The sequence below is a fragment of the Psychrobacillus sp. FSL H8-0487 genome, assembly GCF_038008385.1.
Taxonomy (GTDB): domain Bacteria; phylum Bacillota; class Bacilli; order Bacillales_A; family Planococcaceae; genus Psychrobacillus; species Psychrobacillus psychrotolerans.
The window spans coordinates 1925502-1949127 of the sequence record NZ_JBBOZA010000001.1; the positions used below are offsets into that span (position 1 = coordinate 1925502).

Genomic DNA, 23626 nt, shown 5'->3' on the forward strand with positions numbered 1-23626 from the left:
AAACCAACACGCTTTTAATTTTTTTGGAAATACAATAAAACCTGTAGGCAACTCATTTTTAGAGTGTCTACAGGTTTTGTTTTTGTTATGCTAGGCGTTTCTTTGCCTCTTCAATTTGTACTTTCACTTGCTCGAAACCAGTACCGCCTAAAGAATTTCTTCTTCTAACAGCTGCTAGTGGTGATAGTACATCATAAATATCTGACTCTATCAAGCTACTTGCCTGCTGAAGATCTTCTAGTGGTAAATCGAGTAAGAAGTATCCACGTTGAATACATAGGAAAACTAGTTTTCCAGTTATTTCATGTGCTTCGCGGAATGGAAGTCCTTTTGCAGCTAAATAATCCGCTAGTTCCGTTGCATTGGAGAAATCCTTGTGAACAGTATCATGCAGTCGTTCTGTGTGAACTACCATTGTACGTACCATGCCTTCAAAAATTTTCAATGAACCAACGATTGTATGTACAGTATCGAACATGCCCTCTTTGTCTTCTTGCATATCTTTGTTGTATGCAAGTGGAAGACCCTTAATGACAGTTAATAATCCCATAAGATTGCCGTAAACTCTACCAGTTTTCCCACGGATTAACTCGGCCATATCTGGATTTTTCTTTTGAGGCATAATACTAGAGCCAGTTGAAAAAGAATCATCTAATTCGATAAAATTGAATTCAGCACTAGACCATAATATAATTTCTTCCGCAAAACGAGACAAATGAGCCATTAACATAGAAGAATTACTTAGAAATTCTAGGATAAAATCACGGTCACTCACAGCATCCATACTATTTTCATAAACATTTGCAAAACCAAGATATTCAGCAGCTACCTTACGATCAATTGGAAAAGTCGTCCCAGCAAGTGCACCTGCTCCAAGTGGTGAAATATCGATGCGCTTCACAGAATCTTTGAAACGATCCTTATCGCGTTCTAGCATCCAAAAATAAGCCATCAAATGGTGAGCAAATGAAATTGGTTGCGCACGCTGTAAATGCGTATATCCTGGTGCAAGTGTTTCTACATGTGTTTCTGCTTGTGCCACAAGTGTTTGTTGGAAAGTCTCGATTAACTCAATTATTTCAATTACTCTATTCTTCAAGAATAAATGCATATCTGTTGCCACTTGATCATTACGGCTACGCCCAGTATGCAGCTTTCCGCCTACTGGCCCGATTAAATCGATTAGCATTTTTTCTAAATTCAAGTGAATATCTTCATTGGCAATAGAAAACTCTAATTTGTTTTCAACTGCCAGTTTTTTGAGTTGGACGAGACCTCCTAAAATACTTTGGACATCATCACATGGTAGTATATTGCAGTCTCCTAACATTTGAACGTGTGCAATACTGCCATCTAAATCTTCATTCACTAATGTTTGATCGAATCCGATTGATGCTCCAAATTCATCGACCCATTGTTCGGCAGATTTTTGAAATCTGCCGCCCCATAGTTTAGTCATGCCTTCACCTTCTCTGCTCCCTTGTTCACCATAGCGTGAACTTTTGTTGGTAGTCCCCATAGCTCGATAAATCCTACAGCTGATGCATGATTAAACTCATCATCTTTTGTATATGTTGCTAACTTCTCATTGTATAGAGAATTTGGAGATTTACGTCCTTCTACAATTGCATGCCCTTTAAATAATTTAACACGCACTGTTCCGTTTACATATTGTTGCGTTTCTTTTAAGAATGCCTCTAAAGCAGTTCTAAGTGGTGAGAACCAAAGTCCTTCATAAATAAGTTCCGTCAACTTTTTCTCCATTACTGGTTTAAAATGAGCTAATTCTTTTACTAGAGTAATATCTTCTAATTCTTTATGCGCTAGAAGTAAGGTATGTGCGCCAGGAATTTCATACACTTCACGTGATTTTATACCAACTAAACGGTTTTCTACATGATCTATACGACCGACACCATGTTTTCCAGCAATGTCATTTAGTTTTAAGATGAGTTCGTGTAATGGATATGCTTTTCCATCTATGGAAGTAGGAACTCCTTGTAAAAATTCAATTTCAATGACATCCGCAGTATCCGGTGCATTTTCTAGAGAAACAGTTAAATCATAGGCCTCTTCTGGTGGAGCAGCCCACGGATCTTCCAAAATGCCACATTCGTTTGCGCGACCCCATAGGTTTTGATCGATAGAAAATGGGCTGTCTAGGTTAATAGGAATTGGAATATTCTTTTCTTTTGCGTATGCAATTTCTTCTTCACGGCTCCAGCTCCACTCACGTACTGGCGCAATTACTTCTAAATCTGGATTCAATGCTTTAATAGAAACCTCGAAACGCACTTGGTCGTTTCCTTTACCTGTGCAACCATGTGCCACTGCTGTTGCTCCCGTTTGTTCTGCAATTTCTACTAATTTTTTAGAAATCAGTGGACGTGATAAAGCGGAAACTAATGGATATTTGTTTTCATACCATGTATGTGCTTGTAATGAAATTAATGCATATTCATTAGCAAATTCTTCTTTTGCATCGATCATATAACTCTCAATTGCTCCAACTTCTAATGCTTTATTTTTCACGAATGTCAGGTCTTTCCCTTCGCCAACATCCAAACAAACCGCTATAACGTCGTATCCTTCATCTTTTAACCATGTAATTGCGACTGATGTATCTAACCCGCCTGAATATGCTAAAACTACTTTTTTGTTCATTTTTATATTCCTCCATTGCATTTATATACATTGTTTTAGTATTAATATACATAATGTAACATGGAATTTGTATGAATACAACTAATAATTAATAAATATAAGTAATTATTCTTATTTTTGTATATTTATCGATTCTTCCTTTTTTTGTTTTTCTAGTTCAGAAATGAGCGTATATTCAATCCCTCTTATAGCAAACTGGTTCTCTATCTCTCGAATAATATTATGTAGTACGGTTAAGCGAGCATATAATTTGTCATCACCATGGACTATAAACCAAGGTGTATCTGTACAATTCGACTTATCAAACATATCTTCAGCTGCTTCTATATACTGGTCAGATTTTTCCCGATTACGCCAATCCTCGTCTGTTAGCTTCCACATTTTATAAGGATCGGTCTTGCGTTCTGTAAAACGTTTCAATTGCTCTTCCTCAGAGACATGTATCCAATGCTTAATAATAATGTAGTTATCATGCGTTAAGGTTTTTTCAAAATGATTTATTTCATTATAAGCACGTTTCCATTCTTCTTTTGTTGCCAGTTCTTCTACTCGTTCTACTAATACTCTCCCATACCAGGAGCGATCGAAAATCCCTATTTGTCCATACTGTGGGAGTTTTCTCCAAAAGCGTTGCAAATAGTGATAACGGAGTTCATGTGGTTGGGGGGCGGAAATAGGATGAACGATGTATCCTCTAGGATCAAGGCGCTGTGTTAAACGTTTAATAGCTCCCCCTTTCCCGGCGGCATCCATTCCTTCAAAAACAAGTATGAGACCAATCTTTTTCTCGAGAAGTGTCTTCTGTAAACTTAGTAAATGATATTGTAGCTTCTTTAGTTTCTTTTTGTAGTCCTTTTTAGAATGCTCAAATTGTGTTGCTTCTAAATTACTTAATGATTTTGGCAATGATATCCCTCCTTATTTACTTTTTGTATACCCAACTTTCTATTACAACCCTAAAAACTTAACTTTGTGTTTTTCAAAAATATTCCCCCTCGGTCTATATACGAAAGTCAGCATGAATAGATTCCACATAAGTATTTCCTTCTTGAGGTAAAGCGCCCGTAGTCGAAGAAGAAAAGTGGCACTTCTTCAACAATAGCGTCCGATTGTTGTATAAAGGGTTTAAATTTTGTTATAAGCTGTAGCTATAAACAAAAATTTAATCACTATTATCGGATAGACAATAATAGTGATTAAAGCCAACCCCTTCCAACACCACTCTAGAGTATTTAGTAACTAATATACGAATTGAATTCCTTATTTTTTTCAATATTTATCCAATTACTATTCTCTGACTCGCGATTATTGAATAAGAGTTAAAGACGATTCTTCTACTAACCTGCCGCTTTAGTACAATAAGAAAAATGAGCACCTAAGCAGCTCGATGCTCTTCAAGTAAAGCACCCGTAGTTGAACAAGATGAAAAAGCCCTTGGGCTGATTAAAATGTACCCCATAGAATAGACACTTAAAAAAGTCTATCCTATGGGGTACTTTTGTTTATAATGAGAAAAAACATGTTAGGGCGGATCAAAATGACAATAAGTTTATTTAATGAAAATGAAATAGAACTGCTGAAATGCAATCCAAATGTACGTGCAGTTAGTGAAAAAGGAATTACCTATACCGACGAATTTAAACGTAGATTTATTTCTGAAAATGAAATGGGGAAATTACCTCGTGCTATTTTTGAGGAAGCTGGCTTTGATGTGGAGTTAATTGGTATGGAGCGTATTAAATCTGCAGCTAAGCGGTGGCGAGCTGCCTATCATGAAAAAGGGATATTCGGATTAGAAGATACGAGGAAAAAGAATAGTGGTAGACCTTTAGAGAGAGAACTAAGTTTAGAAGAAAAATACGCTCGATTAGAGGCGCAGAATCGATTATTACAAGCGGAAAATGAACTCCTAAAAAAGCTCGATTTACTCGAAAGGCAGATGATGAAAAAGAAACAAAACTCCTAAGCGAACAGAAATTCCAATTGATCCACGACACGATTGAAAAATATCAATTAAAGCGTATGGTTCGTTTTCTGTGTGTATTAATTGGCGTATCTCGATCGGGCTACTACAACTATTTCTCAGAAAAAGCCATGCAAAACCGCGAAGAACGCAAGTTAGCAGATGAAGAAGTAAAAGAAATTATTCTAAAAGCGTTTCTTTTCCGCCGTCGAAAAAAAGGCGCGCGTCAAATAAAAATGACGTTAGAAAATCAGTATCTCATTACATATAACTTAAAACGAATTCGTCGCATAATGAAAAAATTTGGGATCATTTGTCCATTTCGAAAAGCGAATCCTTATCGAAGAATGGCAAAGGCAACACAGGAACATCGCACATTACCAAATCTATTAAACCGCCGGTTTAAGCAAGGAGTCATTGGTAAAGTTCTATTAACAGACATTACATATTTAAGTTATGGAAAAGGAAAACGTGCCTATTTATCCACCATTAAAGATGCAGAAACGAATGAGATACTAGTATATGAAGTATCCGATAAAGTAACCTTAGATATCGCACTAAGTACCTTAAAAAAATTAAAAAAGAAAGAGATAAAACTATCTAAAGAGGCATTTATCCACTCAGATCAAGGCTTCCATTATACAAGTCCTCAATTTCAAAAACTGGTAAAGAAAATGGGATTAGGTCAATCCATGTCACGTCGTGGAAACTGTTGGGATAACGCACCTCAAGAATCGTTCTTTGGCCATTTTAAGGATGAAGTAGACTTGAAGTCTTGCAAAACTTTAGAGGATTTAATACGAGAGATTAAGAGTTATATGACGTATTATAATCATTATCGAGGTCAATGGAACTTAAAAAAGATGACGCCTGTACAATACAGACATCATCTTCTTCAAGTTGCTTAAGAGCTTTTTTTAAAATGTCCTTTACAAAGGGTACACTTTAGATTGGTCACATAGCAAAATAAACAAAACAATGCTATGAATCTTAAACAGCCCAAAAGCTTTTATTATTCGTCACCGTATAATCAATCCATTGTAATGAAGAGCCCTATTCGGGGTTCAATTCACTTAATAATAAATCGGTATTTTTTATTTGTCTTTAAATTTCAGCGTATACAAAATAGAAACTTTATTCTACGATAAAATTCTAGGTAATTTTATTTGAGAAATATTATTTCCTTTGTGTAGGGATTAAAAACTAACTGGATTTTTTTTGAATCTTTCATTGCAGTCATACGGTAGATTTCTTTACCAGTTTCTACTTGAGTAGAAGTTGTAGAATGACTGTCTATAACATCTACTTCCTCGTATCTTTGCTCTACTATTGCTTTTGCTTCTGCATAAGTATAACTCGGTTTGACAAATTCATATAACAAAGTGGTACTCCCGATTCCAATGATGAACCAAATGATCATTTTAAAGAGTATCTCTTTATCTTTTTTTTCACCAAAAGCTAAAAACAAAATATAGCCACACGTTACTAAAAATAATGTTAGTATTGTTGGTAAAAAGTAGGAAAGGGAATTAATATGTTCATATTCTTTCGTATCATAAAAAAAGTAGAACAGGCAGATACATGTCACTATGAAATAAATGATAAATGCGATTAAGCTTTTCTTCTCGATTACATTTTCCCCTTTCCTTATTTTATCTTACTGTCATGGTAATTCGGAACCATGGATTACCTCTTAATCCTTCAATATATCGATATTGTCGATAAGCTATATCCGCTACTGGAGAATCTCTACGACCATTATACAAATAAGCGTTTTGACAATAGAACTTAAATAACCTTTCCTTATTCAACTAAACTGTCGCGTTAGTTCAAAAAAAGCTTTACTCCTACTTGAAGTAAAGCAACCGTAAGTTTAATTGTTCAGATGTGCAGTGCCATATTCTACTAACCACTTATCAATAGCATCTTTTGAATAATAAACTTTATCAACAATTTTTATATAGGGAAGTACACTCGTGCTAGTAGGTGGTCCCCCAACAGGACCTAATTTTTTACTTTCCTCAACACTTAAACCTAAATACGATGCTAATTCTTCTTGTGTTAGTAATTTCTTTACCTCTTCTTTAACATCATTTTCTTCCTGAACAGTTTGACTTGGATAGACATTTTTGTTGGCATTAGCTACTAACCAACTGCCTATTACAATAGATATTGCTAAACTAAAAATAGAAATTGATATTAAATTATTTTTCACTTATATCCCCTCATACTTCCTTGAACATTCTGAATTCTATTTACACAAACCTACCACATTAGTTATAAAAAAGTACCACCTGAAAACTTGAAGTAAAGCACCCCTTGTGTTGAATAATTACAGATATTAACTTATTCAACACAAGCGCAAAAAAACCTTTTTATTGAACTAACCTACGTACGTTACTTCAATCAGAAAACAGCTTTACTCCTTCCTGAAGTAAAGCACCCGTTAGTTAAAGTGAAACACTTCACAATATTACAATTTAATAGGTGTTAACAGTCTTCGTGTGCTTGAAAATTATTAAGAACACGAAGACTGAGCGACATGTTTTGTTAGTATCTTCCTTGTTGATAATATTCGGCGCCTTGGTTATCCACTAAAATACGCTCGCCTTTTCTCGTAAAGACGATGTCAAATCCATCTGCCGATAACCATAAAACTTTTCCATTATCTTTGTAGATAAGTCGAGGTTGTTGGAAATGTTTAAACACATTTTCCTTGCCAATCTCTTTTAAGTATAACTCGACGGCTGACTCTACTTTATTACGTGAACGAGAGCCACTCACAAGCAATTCTCCATCATCTATTGCCACAAACTGATTGTTATTATGACTATATCCACCGAAACCAAAAATTGCTTGCGCCTGCGCTACTTCAATATCAAAACGCTCGTATATATAAAAGGGTTGATCATAAACTGATTCATATATTTTGCCATCAACAATTTGGTAATACGTAACAACTTCGTTCCATTTTTCTCCTTCTTTATTCATCACCATAAATTTCATCCAAATGATGCCGTCAAGCTCCAGTAGAAATTCTGCTGTCGAAAAATCCATACTTTCATACTTTTCAGATAACTCATCTACAGTACCTCCATATGCCGGGGATGCTACTAAATGTAGCTTTTCTGAATCCAGTGCATCAATTGCCTCGAAATACGTGTTAAAAAGTTCACCATGGTCCCCAAGTGCATTTTTTGTGGTAGCACTTAAAATCTCTGATTGGTTTGACCATAATGTAATTGCAAGAAGCAATGCAACGATTGAAACGATGCCTACCATTGCAAATATCGGAGTAGGCGTCCACTTTTTTCTCGGTTTAGCCATTTTCTGTGCAAGGTCCTTCGTCATCCAGGACTCTTCGCCAATCACTTCGTCAATACCCGTTTTCAATCGTTCCATCAAAGCCGTCCTCCTTAAGCACCAATTTAAGTTTTTTTCGCCCACGGGCAAGCCTTGTACGCACCGTAGCCGATGAACAATTTAGTAGCATACCAATTTCCTCTGACGAATAGTCTAAGTAATACGTAAGTACAATGACTTCACGATATTTCAGCGGTAATGAAAGAACGGCTTGTGCTAGTAAACGATTTTCTGATTTCGTCACGATATCTTGCTCAGGCGTTCGGCCAAATAAATGCTGAATTTTTTCGCCCATAGTCGTATTTTTATAATGCCAACTTCGCAAATAGTCGTAACTGCGATTGATCGTCATCCGATACAAATATGTACGATACGTGGCCTCTTCACGGAACAACGATTGCTTTTCAAATGCTTTTAGTAGCACATCTTGGACAATGTCTTCCGCAGCTTGCTTATTTTTCACATATGTATAAGCAAGTCTCAACAACTCATCACCATGATCATATATAAATTTTTCGAGTCGGGTCATATGGCAACTCCTTTTATTATTAAATGTTAGACGGAGCAAGAGGAAGTTCTGTTTCAAAAATGAGTGAAAAGATCAAATCGGGTATACATCGGAGATGTGGCGATATGTGAGTATTACTAAATGTGGAAGATGTATCGTAATATATGTAGTTTGATTCGAAATCTGCAATTCTACCTGTGATTCAATAACAGCTCATGTCATTTTAAATTATCTATTGGAGAATAACATTATTTTATCAATCCTTCTGACAAGTAATTATTTGAAATTCTCATAGAACTATTATTATTAGATATTTAATTTTTTTGCTCTTTCACTGATTTTTCCAATTGAACAAAAATTCCTCGTTAGTTTAAGTGAACACTTTCACAAGCCTTTAGTTTTAACATAAATATCCAATAAAAATTTATATAGGGAAACCTCTTCTTCGCAGTCATTAACGATTATCAACCTCTTTCTTTAACAGAGCCTAAAAATAAAGGGATAGCAACTGCAATCCCTTTCTCACTATTCACTATTCTTATTGAAGTAAAATATTTAAGGTATTTGTACGCGCTCAAAGTGTTCGACTATAGGAAATGGTTCATAGTAAGGATGAAGTAATTTTCGCCACACTTGATATTCGGTTGATCCTCTAAAGTCTACAGTATGACTTTCTAAGGTTTCCCACCTTACTAGCAACAGATATTTCCCTTTCACCTCCATACAACGCTGTAATTCATGATTTATATAACCCTGCATAGTAGATATAATTTGAGATGCTTTGCGAAAGTCATCCTCATAGTTTTCTTCTTGTCCTGGTTTAACGTGAATCATTACAGCTTCTAATATCATGTGATCCCCCCTTTTTTAATCTCATGTAGTGCGTTCTATTTTCTTTAATAAACTACTTAAAGAAATTTGTGACATCGATTCTATTCGCTCATCAAAGTCCTCAAATTTCAAATTTTTCGTAACTGCATTTGGAACAATGATACAACGAATTCCTGCTTGCTTAGCCGCACTTAATCCATTTAAGGAATCTTCAAATACAACTGCTTCCTTTGAAGTTAAATCTAAATCTCTAAGTGTTTTGATGTATAATTCTGGATCTGGTTTAATATTTTTTACATCATCTTTAGTATTGATCACTTCAAAGTAATCTATTATGTTAAGTTGTTCCAAGTAGCTTTGAACCCACTGCTTTGAGGAGCTTGAAGCTAATGCTATCTTCAAGTTATATTGTTTGGCCTCCTCTAAATATTCTTTTACACCTTCTCTGAGCACTGGAGCTCTCATCATGCTTGTGTATCTTGCTGCTGCAAGCTCTTCTAACAATTCACATTCAACTGCATCACCTGCAATTTTTCGAAAGTAACTGTATAAAACATCATTTCCAGTGCCTATACATTCGGAATATCCTGCTAAATCTAAGTCTACTTGATAGCGCTCATAAAAAACCTCTCTGAATGCTTCATACCATATAGTTTCCGTATCCACTAGTAACCCATCAAAATCAAATATAACTGCTTTAATCATTCCCAATACTCCTATTCAATCAATTATATTTTTAAAAAAACTCGTAAAGTCCCCCATCAAAATAATCAAATTCTTCTTTTGATAATCTCAATAATGTATAACCTTTATAGAATGCATTTAACAATGACTTATCATATATAAAGGAGCGAATGGCAAGTGCCACATCATATCTTGGGTCGCCATAAGCTACTCCGGACAAATCTATAAACGTTTCGACAGAATTGTCTACGACTAAAACATTATCTATTGTACAATCTCCATGAATAAGCGTTTGAGGTATAGCTCTAGGTTTTTGTTCTAGGAGACTATCTAATAATTGCGGGTTTCCATCCACCTCATAGTGTTGTAAATTGTATGCAGCCTTTTTCAGTTGTATATCTAACCAACTTATCTGATGCTCCCATTCAGGTGGTAGTGAAGTTTCATGCAATTTTTTTAACTTTTCACCAAAGCTTTGAATGAGTTTCACTTGTTCCTCATTTGTTTTAACAGCTAACAATGCCTCTCTTAAAGGAACCCCTTCTTCCATACTCATGAGCAGGTAACTATTATCCTCTTCTTCCATATAATCGTAAAAAGTTGGTATAGGTAAGGAAGTATTAGTATTCAGTTCTTTCATAGCTTTCGCTTCCTCTAATAACCATGTCTTATACTGTGGTAAAGAGGAGCGTTTACAAACATATTTCCCCTGATCGGTATGAAGAAAAACTACTTCAGAAGTTGCTCCCTGCCTTGCTGGATAAGAAACATTTTGAATATTGCCGATGATTGTCTCAAATTGCTTGGGCAATGCTTTATGTATATACTCTTTCAATTTTTGCACCTCTTTTAAACTATTTCTTTTATATGGATATTCTTCATCCGCACCACATAATCCTTTTATATACAAATATTATGTAATAATTAGTTGTACATACAACTTAAAATGTCTACCCAAAAAGTTGAATTGCGACAATAATCATGTTAAAAGTTATATAAATTGTGACATTATTGTGAAATGTATGTTACATTCCGTGTTCCGACAATATTTGCAAATTCTATATTATACAATAAGCAGGTTGCTACATTACCTACTAGATATACACTCATGAAATGAAGCTAAATATACATTACGGAGGAAGAATTATTGTGAACAGTCATTTGCAACAAAAATTATTATTGCTACGAATTGAACAAAAGAAACAGGATATGTATAGAAAGGCAAAGAGTCTTGGATTTACTCATCCTATTGTTGTTACTTGCAGTCAAGAACTTGATGAACTACTAAATAGATACCAACGTAAAGTTTCTTGAATTGTATTATTTAGGTACCTAACTTAGTTATTTTTGATGCGATGAAACACACCGCAGCACGAAATGAAAAACCGATTTCTCCTTTTTAAGTGGGAAATCGGTTTTTTTTTGTTATTTTTTGGTGAAATATTTTTTCCCTACTGTTTCGACAATGGACGGTGCTAAAGCGTACAGTTTACTGGTGAAACTCATGTAAGAGGGAAGATCCACCTCTCTTACAGGTTTTTCAATTACTCGTTCAATAGAAGATACTACCTTGTCCGGAGCTAAAAGGTGTTTTCTCATGCTATTTCTATAATTACCCGTTTTATCTGCTAAATCGAGAAAGGGCGTATCTATAGGTCCAGGATTAATAGTCGTAACTACCACACCAAATTCCTTCAGTTCCATGCGGATAGCATTTGCAAATCCGATTATAGCATGTTTAGATGCCGCATACACAGATGCTTTAGGAGTTGCTACTTTACCTGCTTGAGATGCAACAAATATAAAGTGTCCACTCCCTCGAAGTTTCATCTTTTCTGCAAAGTATTTTGTTAACTTCATAGGAGCCAATACATTTACCTGCAACATTTTTTCCATTTCTCGTTCATCCATATCCAATAAATATGAAAAAGTACCAATACCAGCACAGTGAATTATGGTGTCGGGGGTCCCCACATCTTGAAAGAGCGAGTCAAATGATTGGTCAACCGTTAAGTCCGCTTCAATTGTATGAATTCCATTTTCAGCTAGATTTTTTAACACGCTGGAATTTCTTCCAGTAGCCCATACTTCATGTCCAGCTTCGTGTAGATTATTAGCTAGCATTAGTCCAACTCCACTTGTAGCACCAGTTATTAAGATTTTTTTAGCTTTGTTCATATAGCAAAATTCCTTTATCGTTTCGGTTAACAGTTATAAGTTTTTCCTCGATTAAATAATCTATTTGTCCAATCGTCTCGGAAAGCGTTAAACCCAGTTCTTTTTCATATACCTTAGGAAAAAGTTGTTTCGTCAATTCAAAAATGGTTTTTTCACCAGCACTCATCATATCTAGTACTTTAAGTGCTCGTTCTTTTTGTTTTTCGAGTCTATATGCTACAAGCTCCTGAATATTATATACTTCGTTACCATGACCGCTATATACCTTTTCGATTGGTAGCTGTTGAATTTTTTTCAGCGAGGCATTATATTGTAACATCGATTTTGGACGCTCATCATTTGCATTTAATGGTGGCTCAATTAAAGGATTAGACGAAATTTTCTCGAGAATAAGATCTCCACCTATAAGCACTTTTGTACGTTCAGACCAAAATGCTAAATGACTCTGAGCATGGCCTAACGTTTCCAGCACTTCAATATCTGGATGTCCGGGCAAAATATCTCCCTCATACAAATATGTATCAATTGAACGGCTTCCTAAGAGATTTAATGGCCTCCTCATCTTCTCGACCCATTTAAAATATTCCTCTGGAACTCCTTCTTCTTTTAAGCATTGTAGATAAAAATGATCATGATATTGTAAAAATTCTTCATCTCTCGTCATCCATACTTGGTTGTATTCATGACCTAAAATAGTTGCTTTTTCAAAAGCATCTGTCCATCCCGCATGATCCGGGTGATGATGTGTTAAAACAACCTGTTCAATATCGGCCAGTTCATAGCCTGCCTCTTTAATCCCATGTGTTAATGCTATTAATGCTTCTTCTGTTTTTGGTCCAGCGTCAATTAGGGTTAAAACATCCCCTTTAACTAAATATGCGTTTACATCCCCTACCGCAAAAGGTGTAGGAATTATTATTTTATGTATCATCAGAATTCTCCTTAATGAATAGTCATTCATTACATTGTACCTTTATTTGTACAAGTCGTCACGAAAATATGGTTGACTTTGTAAGAGAAGATGCATATAATTTCATTAATTCAGAATATAAAAGCTAAGATGAAGATTAGTACATATATGATGGAGTTAAGAGAGTGAAATGTCTGCTGAAAATTTCACCTCCCGCTCGTATATAGAACCTACTTCGGAGCTACTATGTAAACATGGTCGTACCTTCTCGATACGAAGGATTAAGTTGTGCTGAGTATTTTACAGCAAATTTAGGTGGTACCGCGGAAAACAAGTGTTTTCGTCCTTATTATATATGGGACGAGAGCGCTTTTTTATTTTGCCTATTGCGTAACATTCAAAGGAAAACAGGTTCTACAAAAGGGAGGAAATTATATGACGAAGATTGTATTTGTTGGTGCGGGGGCAATGGCAGAAGCCATTATAAATGGTTTAACAAAAAGTAATAAAATTTCACCGACATCCATTCACGTCACGAATAAATCAGATGTAAACCAACTTAACTATTTAAAACAGACGTACAATGTACAGATCTTATGTGAACAGAAAGAAGCGTTAACTAAAGCTAATATTGTTTTTTTAGCGATGAAACCAAAGGATGCACAGGAGGCATTAACTAGTCTGGCGCCATATCTCAACAAAGATGCAACGATTATTTCAGTTATTGCTGGGATTAATATTCAAACCATTATAAATGCTTTAGGTAATAGACCAGTTGCACGAGTTATGCCTAATACTTCAGCAGCAGTTGGAATGAGTGCATCTGCTTTATGCTGGAACGAGCTTATAACGGATGAATCTAAATTACTAATAATCGATTTGTTAGAGTCTATTGGTTCGGTAAAAGTCGTAGAAGAGGACGATTTACATGTTGTCACTGCACTTTCTGGTAGTGGTCCAGCTTACTTCTATTACTTTGCTGAACAGTTTGAGTCTGCTGCTGTTAAGCATGGCTTAGATTCAGGCGATGCTCGTCAATTATTTATACAAACAATGGAAGGTGCTGCACAAATGCTCAAAAAAGGTGATGTAGAACCAAGTGAACTACGCAGAAGAGTGACAAGTCCAGGTGGAACGACAGAAGCTGGTCTGGAACAGCTAATGGAGCACAAAGTGAGTGAAGCTATATTTGCTTGTATCCATGCTGCAGAAAACAGATCTCGAGAGATCGGGAAAATATTCGAAACGTAATATACAGGTATAAAGGATGTCGATAACATGGATAATTCATATTTTGTTGGTTGGGGTACTTTAGCTTTTATCAATGCAGGTATTGCCCAAGGTAAAAATAGAAGTGGACTAAACTGGTTCATCTTGTCCTTAATAATTGGACCTATCGCTACAGTAAGTTTAGTTATAATAGAGAAAAAAAGAGATCCTAGTGAATAATTCACATTCGGATTCTCTTTTTTTATTTGCATTTAGTTAATAAACCATTTACGAAACTATATTCAGCAAGGTCTTCAGCAATATAGATTGGAAAAGGATAATGTTTCACTTGAGTAAGCATATTGCTTAAGTCAGAGGACAGGAATCTTGCACTAATATGATTTACGACTAAATTTTTAGCGTACGCATTCTGACAAACCTCTGCAGCATCAACTATCGTGGAATGACCATAAAGCCTTGCAAGCTCAGCGGTTTCAATGTCGAAAGTTCCTTCATGAACGACAATGTCTGCTTTCTCACTTAACTGTATCGAGTTTTCACAATACTTTGTGTCTCCTAATATTGTGACTTTAAAACCTTCTCTTACTTCTCCTGTTACTTCCTCACTTTTGACTATAGTCCCATTGGAAAGTACTACATCATTTCCCTCTTTTAATTGTCTTAACAATGGACCTCTTGGAACTCTCAAAGCATCTGTTTTCTCTATATAAAGCTCTGGAGCAAGCGCTTTTTGTTTAACAGAATACCCATAGCAAGGCATTACATGTTCGAGTAGTTTAGCTTCTACAATAAATTGCTCGTCTTCGAAAACAGTACCCTCTTCTATTTCAATTATGGTAAGCGGATACTTTACATGCGTTTTAGATACAGCAAGCGTTACGTCAATCCAATTCTTTAACCCTGTAGGTCCATAGATTGTAAGTGGCTCGTTTCCACCCAAAAAAGAACGAGATCCAAGCAAACCAGGAAGCCCATATATATGATCTCCATGTAAATGTGTAATAAATAATTTTTCGAGTTTACGAGGTTTTAGTGTCGTATGCAAAATTTGGTGCTGAGTGGCTTCTCCACAATCGAACATCCAAAAAGTACCTCTCTCCTCTAGTAGTTTCAAAACAGTAGATGTCGTATTACGCTGTTTTGACGGCATTCCTGCTCCAGTTCCTAAAAATAATAATTGCATATTTGCTCACTTCCTTAACTATTTTGGACATATTCTAAATTATAGATTATATATTTATTTTGTTGTGAAAACATCTTAAAATTGACCATTTTTAAGTTTTACTTGTCTACTATAAATGATTAGATTTACTTACGACTAATATTAGATGTACAGGATCATTAAGTAATTTATATAGTTAGTCTACCTCTAAATTGCATGTATGTAAAAAGCAAAACTGCAAACAATAACTAAACAACTAAAAGGGGCGTCCAAAGCTTATGAAATTAGAGACATTGATAAAGCCATTAGGCATTCACATAAGTCAAGAAGACGAGTCCATTGAAATACAAGGCTTGGCTTTTAATTCTTCTGAAGTAGAGAAAAATTTTATATTTGTTGCGATATCGGGAGCTCAGACAGATGGACATATGTATATCGAAGATGCAATTTTAAATGGGGCATGTGTAGTCATTGGCGAAGAAAATCTTACCTCAGTTGGAGTTCCCTATATTCGAGTGCCCAATGCACGGAAAACACTCGGATTAGTAGCTCAAATCTTTTATGGTAATCCAACTCAACATAAAATTATGATTGGAATTACTGGTACAAATGGAAAAACAACTACATCCTTTATGCTTAAACATATTTTGGAATCAGTAGGAATATCATGTGCATTATTCGGTAGTGTTTCGACAATTATAAATGGAGTTGAACAGGAGTCCTACCACACAACTACGGATGCAGTTACCCTAAACAAGCTATTAGCTACTTGTCATGATCGAGTTGTCATTATGGAAGTTTCCTCCCACGGTTTGGTCCAATCTCGCGTCGAGGGTCTTCGATTTGATGTTTGTATTTTTACGAATTTAGAACATGAGCATTTAGACTATCATAAAACAATGGAATCCTATTTCGAAGCGAAGCAATCTCTATTTGAATATTTAAAACCAAACGGAATTGCTGTTATTAATTCTAATACTTCCTGGGGTGAACGTCTTTGTGCTTTCGTAAACACTTTAAACAAAGAAGTTATCAAAATAAATGGGACAAATCCCACATACATGGTGAATGACGAAGAACTGATATCCCTTGACGCTCCAATACAGTCATATTCGCTTAAGAGTCGCATGAAAGGTAAACATAACTTAGAAAATGCTTCGCTTGCTTTTTCAACTGCAATCTCGCTAAATATAGACCCGTTAAATATTGAGCGTGCGTTAGAAAGTTTTGGTGGAGTACCAGGTAGATTTGAGCTATTTGAACATCCAGCTGGGGCAACATGCATTGTAGATTATGCCCACACAACAAATGCCTTTTCTCATATCTTAGAAGCTGCTCGTTTATATAACCCCCAAAGAATTATACATATTTTTGGGTTTAGGGGAGATAGAGACGTACAAAAAAGAAAAAGTATGGTAGAAGTCTCTTTGGAGAAATGTGAAACATGTATTTTAACTTTTGATGATTTGAATGGAGTACCTTCAGAACAGATGATTCGAGATTTGAACGAATTAGATCCGATGAATAGATGTATTATTATTCCCGATCGAACTTTAGCAATACAGTATGCTTGGGAAAAAGCTCAAAATAATGACCTTATCGTAATTACCGGGAAAGGCATTGAAAATTATCAGAATAGCTTCAGCTTACCTACTGCTTCAGACATTCACACCTTGCATTATTTGAACGATTCATTGGCTATTCAAAATGAGCATTATCAATCATTATGATCATCTAAGAAGTCTTTGCTGAAACTTGTTTTAGATTCCAGTGAAGGCTTCTTTTTTACTTTCATTCCACGCTTAATACTATCTTCCCCAAACTTACCTTGCAGTTGCTCCACAAGTTTTAAAATAGGCTCTTCTTTAGCATGTTCTTCAAAGTTAAAAATAGAAAGCTGCTCTACAGATTCTCCCTTATCGTATACATTATTTACAGTTACTCCTAGTAGACGAATAGGATCTCCATTCCAAGAAGCATTGAATAGTTCTAATGCCAATTGGTATATTTCTTGTTCCTTGTATAAGCGACTAGTTAATGTCTTACTTTTCGTTTTGTTTTTCCAATTAGCATCCCGTATATGTATTGTAATAGAACGTCCAGCTAGATTTTTGGCATCAAGTCTCGCAGCCACTTTTTTCGATAATCGTACAAATACCTTCTCCAGTTCTTCTATATTCGATTCATCATAAGGTAATGTTGTTGAATTCCCTACACTCTTCGTATCATATATAGATTCAGGATCTACTGCCCTGTTATCAATACCATTTGCACGATTTAGTAGTCGAACACCATTTTTTCCGAGTTTTTCTTTTAGTAAATTAGGATTTGCATTAGCTAAATCTCCGATCGATTTAATACCAATCGATTCTAATTTTCTAGCAGTACTCTCCCCTATTCCATGCATATCTATTACCGGTAGGGGCCATAGGATTTCATTTACCTGTCTTTTTCGCAAAACAGTTATACCCATCGGTTTTTTGATATTGGATGCAGTTTTAGCAAGAAATTTGTTAGGAGCAATTCCGATTGAACTAGGTAAATCCAGTTCACGTAATATGCGATCCTGAATAGATTTGGCAAAGCCGATTGCATCATTGTTCATATCCAATTCTGTTACATCCATATACCCTTCATCGATTGATACTGGTTCTACTAAGTGTGTATAGGATCTTAATATCTCGAACATGGCTTTTGAAGCGATTCGGTAAATTTCAAAATTAGGGGGCAACAAAATTAGTTCTGGGCATTTTCGTTTTGCCTCCCAAACGGACATTGTAGTATATACACCTTTTGCCCTTGCCTCATAGGAGCATGTAACAAGTATGCCACGTCTTTCTTTAGGATTACCGGCTATAGCAATAGCCTTTCCTTTTAAAGAGGGGTTATGTGCTTGCTCAACAGAAGCATAAAAGCTATTCATATCTAGGTGAAAGATAATTCTATGTTTTCCGGACAAGTTAGCCCCCCTCCTTCCTTTTTTCTTGCATTAATGAATAAATTTCATTGCTGAACTTTAAATAAATTCTTCATTTGCTCTACACACCAGATTTAAGTATAGAAACTAATATACTCTTTAAGGAATGAAGTGTAGAGCGCCGACTTCGGCGGGAAAGCGTCCGTCCGAAACGAAAATTAGAAGTTAGAGGACTCTTCAATCCTCAAAACCCTTAAAACACTGGATTAAATTTTACACTTATACTCTCAAAAAAGGTAGCTATATAAGCTACCTCCCCGAATACAGCATGAAATTATTTAGTAACTGTTACTTCTTTTTTTACTTCTTCTACATACGTTTGAATATCATTAAAACCTTCTAAGGAGCTTACCAAAATAGAAGCATCTACGATTGTAATCATTCGATTCTCTAAGTTAGCAACTGCTGTGAAATAACGTGTTTTCGTATAATTCACCAAACCAATTTGCTTTAGATTTTCTTGCTCAATATCTAAAATCTCTTTCGCTTCTTTCACAAGAAGTCCAACCGTCATATTTTCAGTATGCATCGTAACTACTCTTGCTAGTTCCTGATCGACACCACTGCGATTATACAAAATTTGTTCAAAGTCAATAATCGGCACTAGCTCTCCACGAATCTTCATCAAACCTATTAAATAATTTGGTAAGTGTGGAATCGGGTTTACCTGCTCTAATTTCTCAATGGAAACTACATGTTCAATGGATACTGCATAATCTTCATTTCCGCATTGAAATACTACTACCTTTTTATTGCTCAACGAAGTCACCTCCTATTTCATTCTGCCGCTACTAGAACGATCTCTACTATTAAATCGGCTAATTTCTCTAATTCTTCAATAGGCATGCGTTCATTTGTTGTATGAATTTCTTCATAACCCACAGACAAGATAACTGTAGGAATCCCAAATCCAGCAATTACATTAGCATCACTACCACCACCACTAGTTTTAATCTCTGCAGTTCTTCCAATTCGTTCTACTGCACGTTTAGCAACCTGTACAACTGCATGTTCTTCTTCAAAATGAAATCCTGGATACATTAATTGCGTTTCTGTCACTGCTTTACCACCAAACTTTTCAGCAGTTTCAACGAATGTTGCGACCATATGAGCAACTTGTGCATCTAGTTTTTCTTTATTGATCGAGCGAGCCTCAGAAAGTATATGAACTTCATCACAGACGATATTAGTTGCTTGTCCACCTTCAAATCGACCAATATTAGCCGTAGTTTCGGCATCTAATCTACCTAATTTCATCGCAGAAATCGCCTTAGCAGCTAAAGTAATCGCAGAAATACCTTTTTCGGGAGCGACTCCTGCATGCGCAGTTTTTCCAGTAATGGTTGTCCATAGCTTAGATTGGAATGGAGCAGCCGTTACAATTCCACCAACCGTTCCATCGCTATCTATCGCATAGCCATATTTTGCAGTTAGTAAGGACGCATCTAATTCTTTGGCTCCTACTAATCCACTTTCTTCTCCAGCCGTAATAACGACTTGAATATCGCCGTGTTTAATAGATTGTTCTTTCAAGCGGCGAATAGCTTCAAACAGAGCAGCGATTCCAGCTTTGTCATCAGCACCTAAAATTGTTGTGCCATCAGAATATATATAACCATCTTCTTTAATAACGGGTTTAATGCCTTTTCCAGGTACAACAGTATCCATATGGACTGTAAAGTATATTGGATCTACATTTGCATTTGAACCCTTTAATGTTGCGATTAAATTGCCAGCTCCGTGTCCTGTTTTAGAAGCAGAATCGTCTTCCACAACAGTAAATCCAAGCTGCTCTAATTTGTCTTTTAAAATTGGTGCAATTACTTCTTCATGCTTTGTTTCTGAATCTATTTGAACTAATTCTAAAAATTCCTCAACTAATCGACTCATTGAAAAGTCTCCTTTTTATAATGGAATATTACCATGTTTTTTGTTTGGTCTAGTTTCTTTTTTATTACGCATCATCTCTAAAGATTGAATAAGTTTAATACGAGTTTCTCTTGGATCAATTACGTCATCTACCATTCCCATTGAAGCGGCTACGTATGGATTCGCAAATTTCTCACGGTACTCTTCAATTTTTTCTGCACGAACTGCTTCTGGATCTTCACTTTGTGCAATTTCACGGGCGAAAATGATATTAGCAGCGCCGTTCGGTCCCATTACAGCTATCTCTGCATTTGGCCATGCGAATACCACATCTGCTCCAATTGACTTGGAATTCAACGCAACATAAGCGCCGCCGTATGCTTTTCGTAAAATAACGGTTATTTTAGGAACGGTTGCTTCAGAATAAGCAAATAGGATTTTGGCACCGTGGCGAATAATTCCACCATGTTCTTGTTTAATACCTGGGAAGAATCCAGTAACATCTTCAAATGTAATGATTGGAATATTGAAGGCATCACAAAAACGTATAAATCGAGCTGCTTTGTCCGAAGAATCTATATCTAAACCTCCAGCCATTACTTTTGGTTGGTTACAAACTAAACCAACTACCTCTCCTTTAATACGTGCAAGACCAATCACGATATTTTTCGCAAATTCTTTTTGTACTTCTAAGAAAGAACCTGTATCCACTACTTGATCAATAACTTTTCGGATATCGTATGGGCGAATAGCTTCATAAGGTACGACATCTGCTAAGTCAGGACGATTATCATCCTCTTCTGGTACATCAGCGATAGTAGGTTTTTCTTCAAAGCTTTGTGGTAAATAACTTAAAAGTAATCGAACGCTTTCTAATACTTCCTCTTCAGTTTTCCCACGGAAATGTGCATTTCCACTAATTGTGTTATGTACTTTCGAACCACCAAGATCTTCTGCAGAAATCTTCTCCCCGGTAACAGTTTCAATTACCTTCGGACCTGTGATAAACATTTGGCTCGTTTCATCCGTCATGAACACAAAGTCAGTTATAGCTGGCGAATACACTGCGCCACCAGCACATGGTCCTAAAATGACAGAGATTTGAGGAATAACTCCCGAGTAAATAGCATTACGATAAAAAATTTGACCATATCCATCCAGTGATACAACACCTTCTTGAATACGAGCACCACCAGAGTCATTTAGCCCTATGAAAGGTGCTCCGTTTTTAGCTGCTAAATCCATGACGTTTGCAATTTTGAGTGCATGCATTTCTCCTAAAGCTCCGCCAAAGACAGTGAAATCTTGTGAAAACAGATAAATGGGACGACCATTTACTTTCCCATACCCAGTAACTACTCCATCACCTGGGCCCTCTTGCTTATCCATACCAAAGTCTACTGTACGATGTTTGATAAAAGGACTTAACTCTACAAATGAACCTTTATCTACTAATAATTCAATTCGTTCCCGGGCAGTCAGCTTCCCTTTTTCATGCTGTTTCTCAATACGTTCATCTCCGCCACCAAGTTCGATTTTACGTTTGCGATCATATAAGTCATTGATTTTTTCATAAATATCCATATTATTTCTCTCCCCCGGTTTTATCGACTAATTCGTAAAGCACTCCACGAGATGCTTTTGGATGTATAAATGCTACCTGAGCACCATGAGCACCTGCTTTTGGAGTTTCCTGTATAAGTCGGACGCCCTTTTCTTTCAGCTCGTCCAAACGCTGTTGTATACTAGTAACTCCAAAAGCTATATGATGAATACCTTCACCCTTTTTTTCAATATACGAATGAATCGTACTTGTTTCATCGATTGGTTGAAGTAATTCTAAATGGACATTCCCGCTATCGATAAACGCTACACGAACTTTTTCTGATGGAACATCTTCAATATGTAATAGTTTTAATCCCAATGTATCTATGTAATAAGGAAGAGAGTCTTCAATACTTTTAACAGCAATCCCGATATGATCAATTTTCTCCATTTTTACACCCCTCTATTAAATAACTATAAAATAATACTATTGATATTCGTTGCAGTCCGAAGTCGAGCCCGTGTCATTATGACCCTTTTCTCGAATTGACTGCATACGGCAGAAAGTATTCCTACTTTTTAAAGTATACTCCTTTGGGGTCCCGACTTTCTCACTAGACCCACCGAAGTTGCCAACCTTCACTTCTATCAAAAAATGTGTAGTAATAAACTGATAGATTTTGCAAAATTATATTGTCACATTCCGCATGCAGATAATAACAACATTAGAACGTATTTCTATGCAAAGATTCTATCTATGAAAAAGGCTATCTACAATGAGCTGATGGAATCTCTCATGATAATGACTGTCCCTAATATTCCAATATCAAGTGATTACAGAAAATTTAAAATAACCCTTTTTCTATTGTACCTATTTCAAAAAAAAATCTCTACCTCTTGTGCATTTTTATGTTTTTGTTAAAATAAAGGTACAAGCTAAAGGAGAGAAATTATGCGCAACCAAACTTTTCGTAAAATTATTGTGTATTTAATGATTTTTGTAATGGTAATGTCTACATTACTATTCGGTCTAAGCTTCATCCTTTAATGTCAAAACCTGTTTCTATCGTGTCCAAAGGACTTTGAACAGGCGTTTGCCATTCTATTACCAAGTGAATTTTAGGGATGCTGGTTGGTTGTGACGATGTCATAACCAACCAGCATCTCTTTTTCTTGCAAAATCTTATGATGTTTACCTGTTCATCGCCATAATATATTAAAAAAGTTCAATTTATGGATCTTTGAGAAATGATAAAAACCAGCGAATGCATTTAGATGCTTCCGCTGGTTTTTATTATTTAAACTTCTTCGCAGTATTCTTCAAATAATTCTTGAAGATGTGTAATGACAGAAGTAGGTGCATGACCTTCTATTTCGTGACGACCGATTTCTGCTACAGGTTGTCCGTCTTTTAACAGAACAAATGATGGAGAAGAAGGCAAGTGATCATCTCCGAATAGATTACGCGCTTGTTGAGTAGCCAATTTGTCTTGACCAGCAAAAACAGTTACTAAATGGTCTGGACGTTTATCATAATGTACAGAGTTTGCCGCAGCAGGGCGTGCAATTCCTCCAGCACATCCACATACAGAGTTTACCATTACTAAAGTTGTTCCTTGACGAGCAAATGCTGCATCTACTGCCTCAGGTGTTTCAAGTTGCTCATAACCTGCTGCGTCCATTTCTCCACGAGCTTGTACTAGTATATCGTTCATATATAAATTGAAATCCATATTCATTTA

General features: G+C 36.0%; 25 protein-coding genes and 1 other annotated feature. Of the genes, 6 read left to right on the plus strand and 19 right to left on the minus strand.

From position 1 onward, the window contains the following. Window positions 1–85 precede the first annotated feature (85 nt). From argH to MHI47_RS09585, 3 genes are all read right to left on the minus strand, one after another. Window positions 86–1459: an argininosuccinate lyase gene (argH, locus tag MHI47_RS09575; protein WP_340830613.1), complete on the minus strand. Its 1374-nt coding sequence runs from the start codon at window positions 1457–1459 to the stop codon at window positions 86–88. Continuing rightward, the gene (locus tag MHI47_RS09580; protein ID WP_093534083.1) at window positions 1456–2664 is read right to left on the minus strand and encodes an argininosuccinate synthase; all 1209 of its coding nucleotides are present in this window, start codon (window positions 2662–2664) and stop codon (window positions 1456–1458) included. Before MHI47_RS09580 ends, argH begins: the two co-directional genes overlap by 4 nt. Window positions 2665–2775: 111 nt before the next feature. Then, window positions 2776–3570, minus strand: a complete 795-nt coding sequence (locus MHI47_RS09585; RefSeq protein WP_340830614.1) for a polyphosphate kinase 2 family protein — start codon at window positions 3568–3570, stop codon at window positions 2776–2778. 631 nt (window positions 3571–4201) lie between these two features. Here MHI47_RS09585 and MHI47_RS09590 point away from each other — a divergent pair. Further along, window positions 4202–5535, plus strand: a protein-coding gene (locus MHI47_RS09590) for an IS3 family transposase (protein WP_340830615.1) whose coding sequence is annotated in 2 segments (ribosomal slippage) — window positions 4202–4589 and window positions 4589–5535 — 1335 coding nt in all. Because the reading frame shifts where the segments join, the coding sequence is not laid out codon by codon here. Window positions 5536–5789: 254 nt separating this feature from the next. Here the strand turns inward: MHI47_RS09590 and MHI47_RS09595 are convergent. The 7 genes from MHI47_RS09595 to MHI47_RS09625 all read right to left on the minus strand — a co-directional run bounded on the left by MHI47_RS09595 (window position 5790) and on the right by MHI47_RS09625 (window position 10848). Continuing rightward, window positions 5790–6095, minus strand: a complete 306-nt coding sequence (locus MHI47_RS09595; protein ID WP_340830616.1) for a hypothetical protein — start codon at window positions 6093–6095, stop codon at window positions 5790–5792. A gap of 405 nt (window positions 6096–6500) precedes the next feature. Further along, a complete protein-coding gene (locus MHI47_RS09600; protein ID WP_340769289.1) occupies window positions 6501–6842 on the minus strand; it encodes a DNA-binding protein in 342 nt (113 codons plus the stop codon). A gap of 335 nt (window positions 6843–7177) precedes the next feature. Continuing rightward, the gene (locus MHI47_RS09605; RefSeq protein ID WP_340830617.1) at window positions 7178–8029 is read right to left on the minus strand and encodes a hypothetical protein; all 852 of its coding nucleotides are present in this window, start codon (window positions 8027–8029) and stop codon (window positions 7178–7180) included. Next, window positions 8004–8519, minus strand: coding sequence for a sigma-70 family RNA polymerase sigma factor (locus MHI47_RS09610; RefSeq protein WP_093534073.1), 516 nt, complete (start codon window positions 8517–8519; stop codon window positions 8004–8006). Before MHI47_RS09610 ends, MHI47_RS09605 begins: the two co-directional genes overlap by 26 nt. Before the next feature lie 534 nt (window positions 8520–9053). Continuing rightward, the gene (locus tag MHI47_RS09615) at window positions 9054–9350 is read right to left on the minus strand and encodes an antibiotic biosynthesis monooxygenase family protein (RefSeq protein WP_340769295.1); all 297 of its coding nucleotides are present in this window, start codon (window positions 9348–9350) and stop codon (window positions 9054–9056) included. Window positions 9351–9371: 21 nt separating this feature from the next. Further along, the gene (locus MHI47_RS09620; RefSeq protein ID WP_340830620.1) at window positions 9372–10034 is read right to left on the minus strand and encodes an HAD family hydrolase; all 663 of its coding nucleotides are present in this window, start codon (window positions 10032–10034) and stop codon (window positions 9372–9374) included. 31 nt (window positions 10035–10065) lie between these two features. Then, window positions 10066–10848, minus strand: a complete 783-nt coding sequence (locus tag MHI47_RS09625) for an aminoglycoside phosphotransferase family protein (protein WP_340830621.1) — start codon at window positions 10846–10848, stop codon at window positions 10066–10068. Between the two features lie 311 nt (window positions 10849–11159). Here MHI47_RS09625 and MHI47_RS09630 point away from each other — a divergent pair, with 311 nt between their 5' ends. After that, on the plus strand, window positions 11160–11327 hold the full coding sequence (locus MHI47_RS09630) for a Spo0E family sporulation regulatory protein-aspartic acid phosphatase (protein WP_093535637.1): 168 nt from the start codon (window positions 11160–11162) through the stop codon (window positions 11325–11327). A gap of 111 nt (window positions 11328–11438) precedes the next feature. Here the strand turns inward: MHI47_RS09630 and MHI47_RS09635 are convergent, their stop codons facing one another. After that, a complete protein-coding gene (locus MHI47_RS09635) occupies window positions 11439–12191 on the minus strand; it encodes an SDR family NAD(P)-dependent oxidoreductase (protein WP_093534065.1) in 753 nt (250 codons plus the stop codon). Next, the gene (locus tag MHI47_RS09640) at window positions 12178–13122 is read right to left on the minus strand and encodes an MBL fold metallo-hydrolase (RefSeq protein ID WP_175496145.1); all 945 of its coding nucleotides are present in this window, start codon (window positions 13120–13122) and stop codon (window positions 12178–12180) included. Before MHI47_RS09640 ends, MHI47_RS09635 begins: the two co-directional genes overlap by 14 nt. A 117-nt stretch (window positions 13123–13239) precedes the next feature. After that, window positions 13240–13452: a binding site (T-box leader), on the plus strand. Between the two features lie 84 nt (window positions 13453–13536). On the opposite strand from MHI47_RS09640, the gene proC reads away from it, so the two are divergent. Both proC and MHI47_RS09650 read left to right on the plus strand, forming a co-directional pair. After that, window positions 13537–14352 (plus strand): pyrroline-5-carboxylate reductase, encoded by an 816-nt coding sequence (gene proC / locus MHI47_RS09645; RefSeq protein ID WP_340830623.1) that lies wholly within the window; start codon window positions 13537–13539, stop codon window positions 14350–14352. 27 nt (window positions 14353–14379) lie between these two features. After that, window positions 14380–14550, plus strand: a complete 171-nt coding sequence (locus tag MHI47_RS09650) for a hypothetical protein (RefSeq protein ID WP_175496144.1) — start codon at window positions 14380–14382, stop codon at window positions 14548–14550. Between the two features lie 22 nt (window positions 14551–14572). Here the strand turns inward: MHI47_RS09650 and rnz are convergent, their stop codons facing one another. Next, window positions 14573–15514, minus strand: coding sequence for a ribonuclease Z (gene rnz / locus MHI47_RS09655; RefSeq protein WP_340830625.1), 942 nt, complete (start codon window positions 15512–15514; stop codon window positions 14573–14575). A 257-nt stretch (window positions 15515–15771) separates the two neighbouring features. Between rnz and MHI47_RS09660 the strand changes: the two genes are divergently transcribed. Next, entirely contained in the window at window positions 15772–17223 is a 1452-nt protein-coding gene (locus MHI47_RS09660) for a UDP-N-acetylmuramoyl-L-alanyl-D-glutamate--2,6-diaminopimelate ligase (protein WP_340830626.1), read from the plus strand. Here the strand turns inward: MHI47_RS09660 and MHI47_RS09665 are convergent. The 5 genes from MHI47_RS09665 to mce form a co-directional block, all read right to left on the minus strand. Continuing rightward, the gene (locus MHI47_RS09665) at window positions 17211–18452 is read right to left on the minus strand and encodes a DNA polymerase IV (RefSeq protein ID WP_340762351.1); all 1242 of its coding nucleotides are present in this window, start codon (window positions 18450–18452) and stop codon (window positions 17211–17213) included. The two genes, MHI47_RS09660 and MHI47_RS09665, sit on opposite strands and share 13 nt — an antisense overlap. A 292-nt stretch (window positions 18453–18744) precedes the next feature. Next, the gene (locus MHI47_RS09670) at window positions 18745–19230 is read right to left on the minus strand and encodes a chemotaxis protein CheW (protein ID WP_340830627.1); all 486 of its coding nucleotides are present in this window, start codon (window positions 19228–19230) and stop codon (window positions 18745–18747) included. Window positions 19231–19247: 17 nt separating this feature from the next. Beyond that, complete coding sequence (locus MHI47_RS09675) at window positions 19248–20360, minus strand: M20/M25/M40 family metallo-hydrolase (RefSeq protein WP_340830628.1); 1113 nt, start codon at window positions 20358–20360, stop codon at window positions 19248–19250. Between the two features lie 15 nt (window positions 20361–20375). Then, window positions 20376–21923, minus strand: coding sequence for an acyl-CoA carboxylase subunit beta (locus MHI47_RS09680; protein WP_340830630.1), 1548 nt, complete (start codon window positions 21921–21923; stop codon window positions 20376–20378). A gap of 1 nt (window position 21924) precedes the next feature. Then, window positions 21925–22335, minus strand: coding sequence for a methylmalonyl-CoA epimerase (gene mce / locus MHI47_RS09685; RefSeq protein WP_093534049.1), 411 nt, complete (start codon window positions 22333–22335; stop codon window positions 21925–21927). A 501-nt stretch (window positions 22336–22836) separates the two neighbouring features. Between mce and prli42 the strand changes: the two genes are divergently transcribed. Continuing rightward, window positions 22837–22932 (plus strand): stressosome-associated protein Prli42, encoded by a 96-nt coding sequence (gene prli42 / locus MHI47_RS09690; RefSeq protein ID WP_175496143.1) that lies wholly within the window; start codon window positions 22837–22839, stop codon window positions 22930–22932. A gap of 250 nt (window positions 22933–23182) precedes the next feature. On the opposite strand, the gene MHI47_RS09695 is transcribed toward prli42, so the two are convergent. Further along, on the minus strand, window positions 23183–23623 hold the full coding sequence (locus tag MHI47_RS09695) for a BrxA/BrxB family bacilliredoxin (RefSeq protein WP_093534047.1): 441 nt from the start codon (window positions 23621–23623) through the stop codon (window positions 23183–23185). Between the last annotated feature and the right edge of the window lie 3 nt (window positions 23624–23626).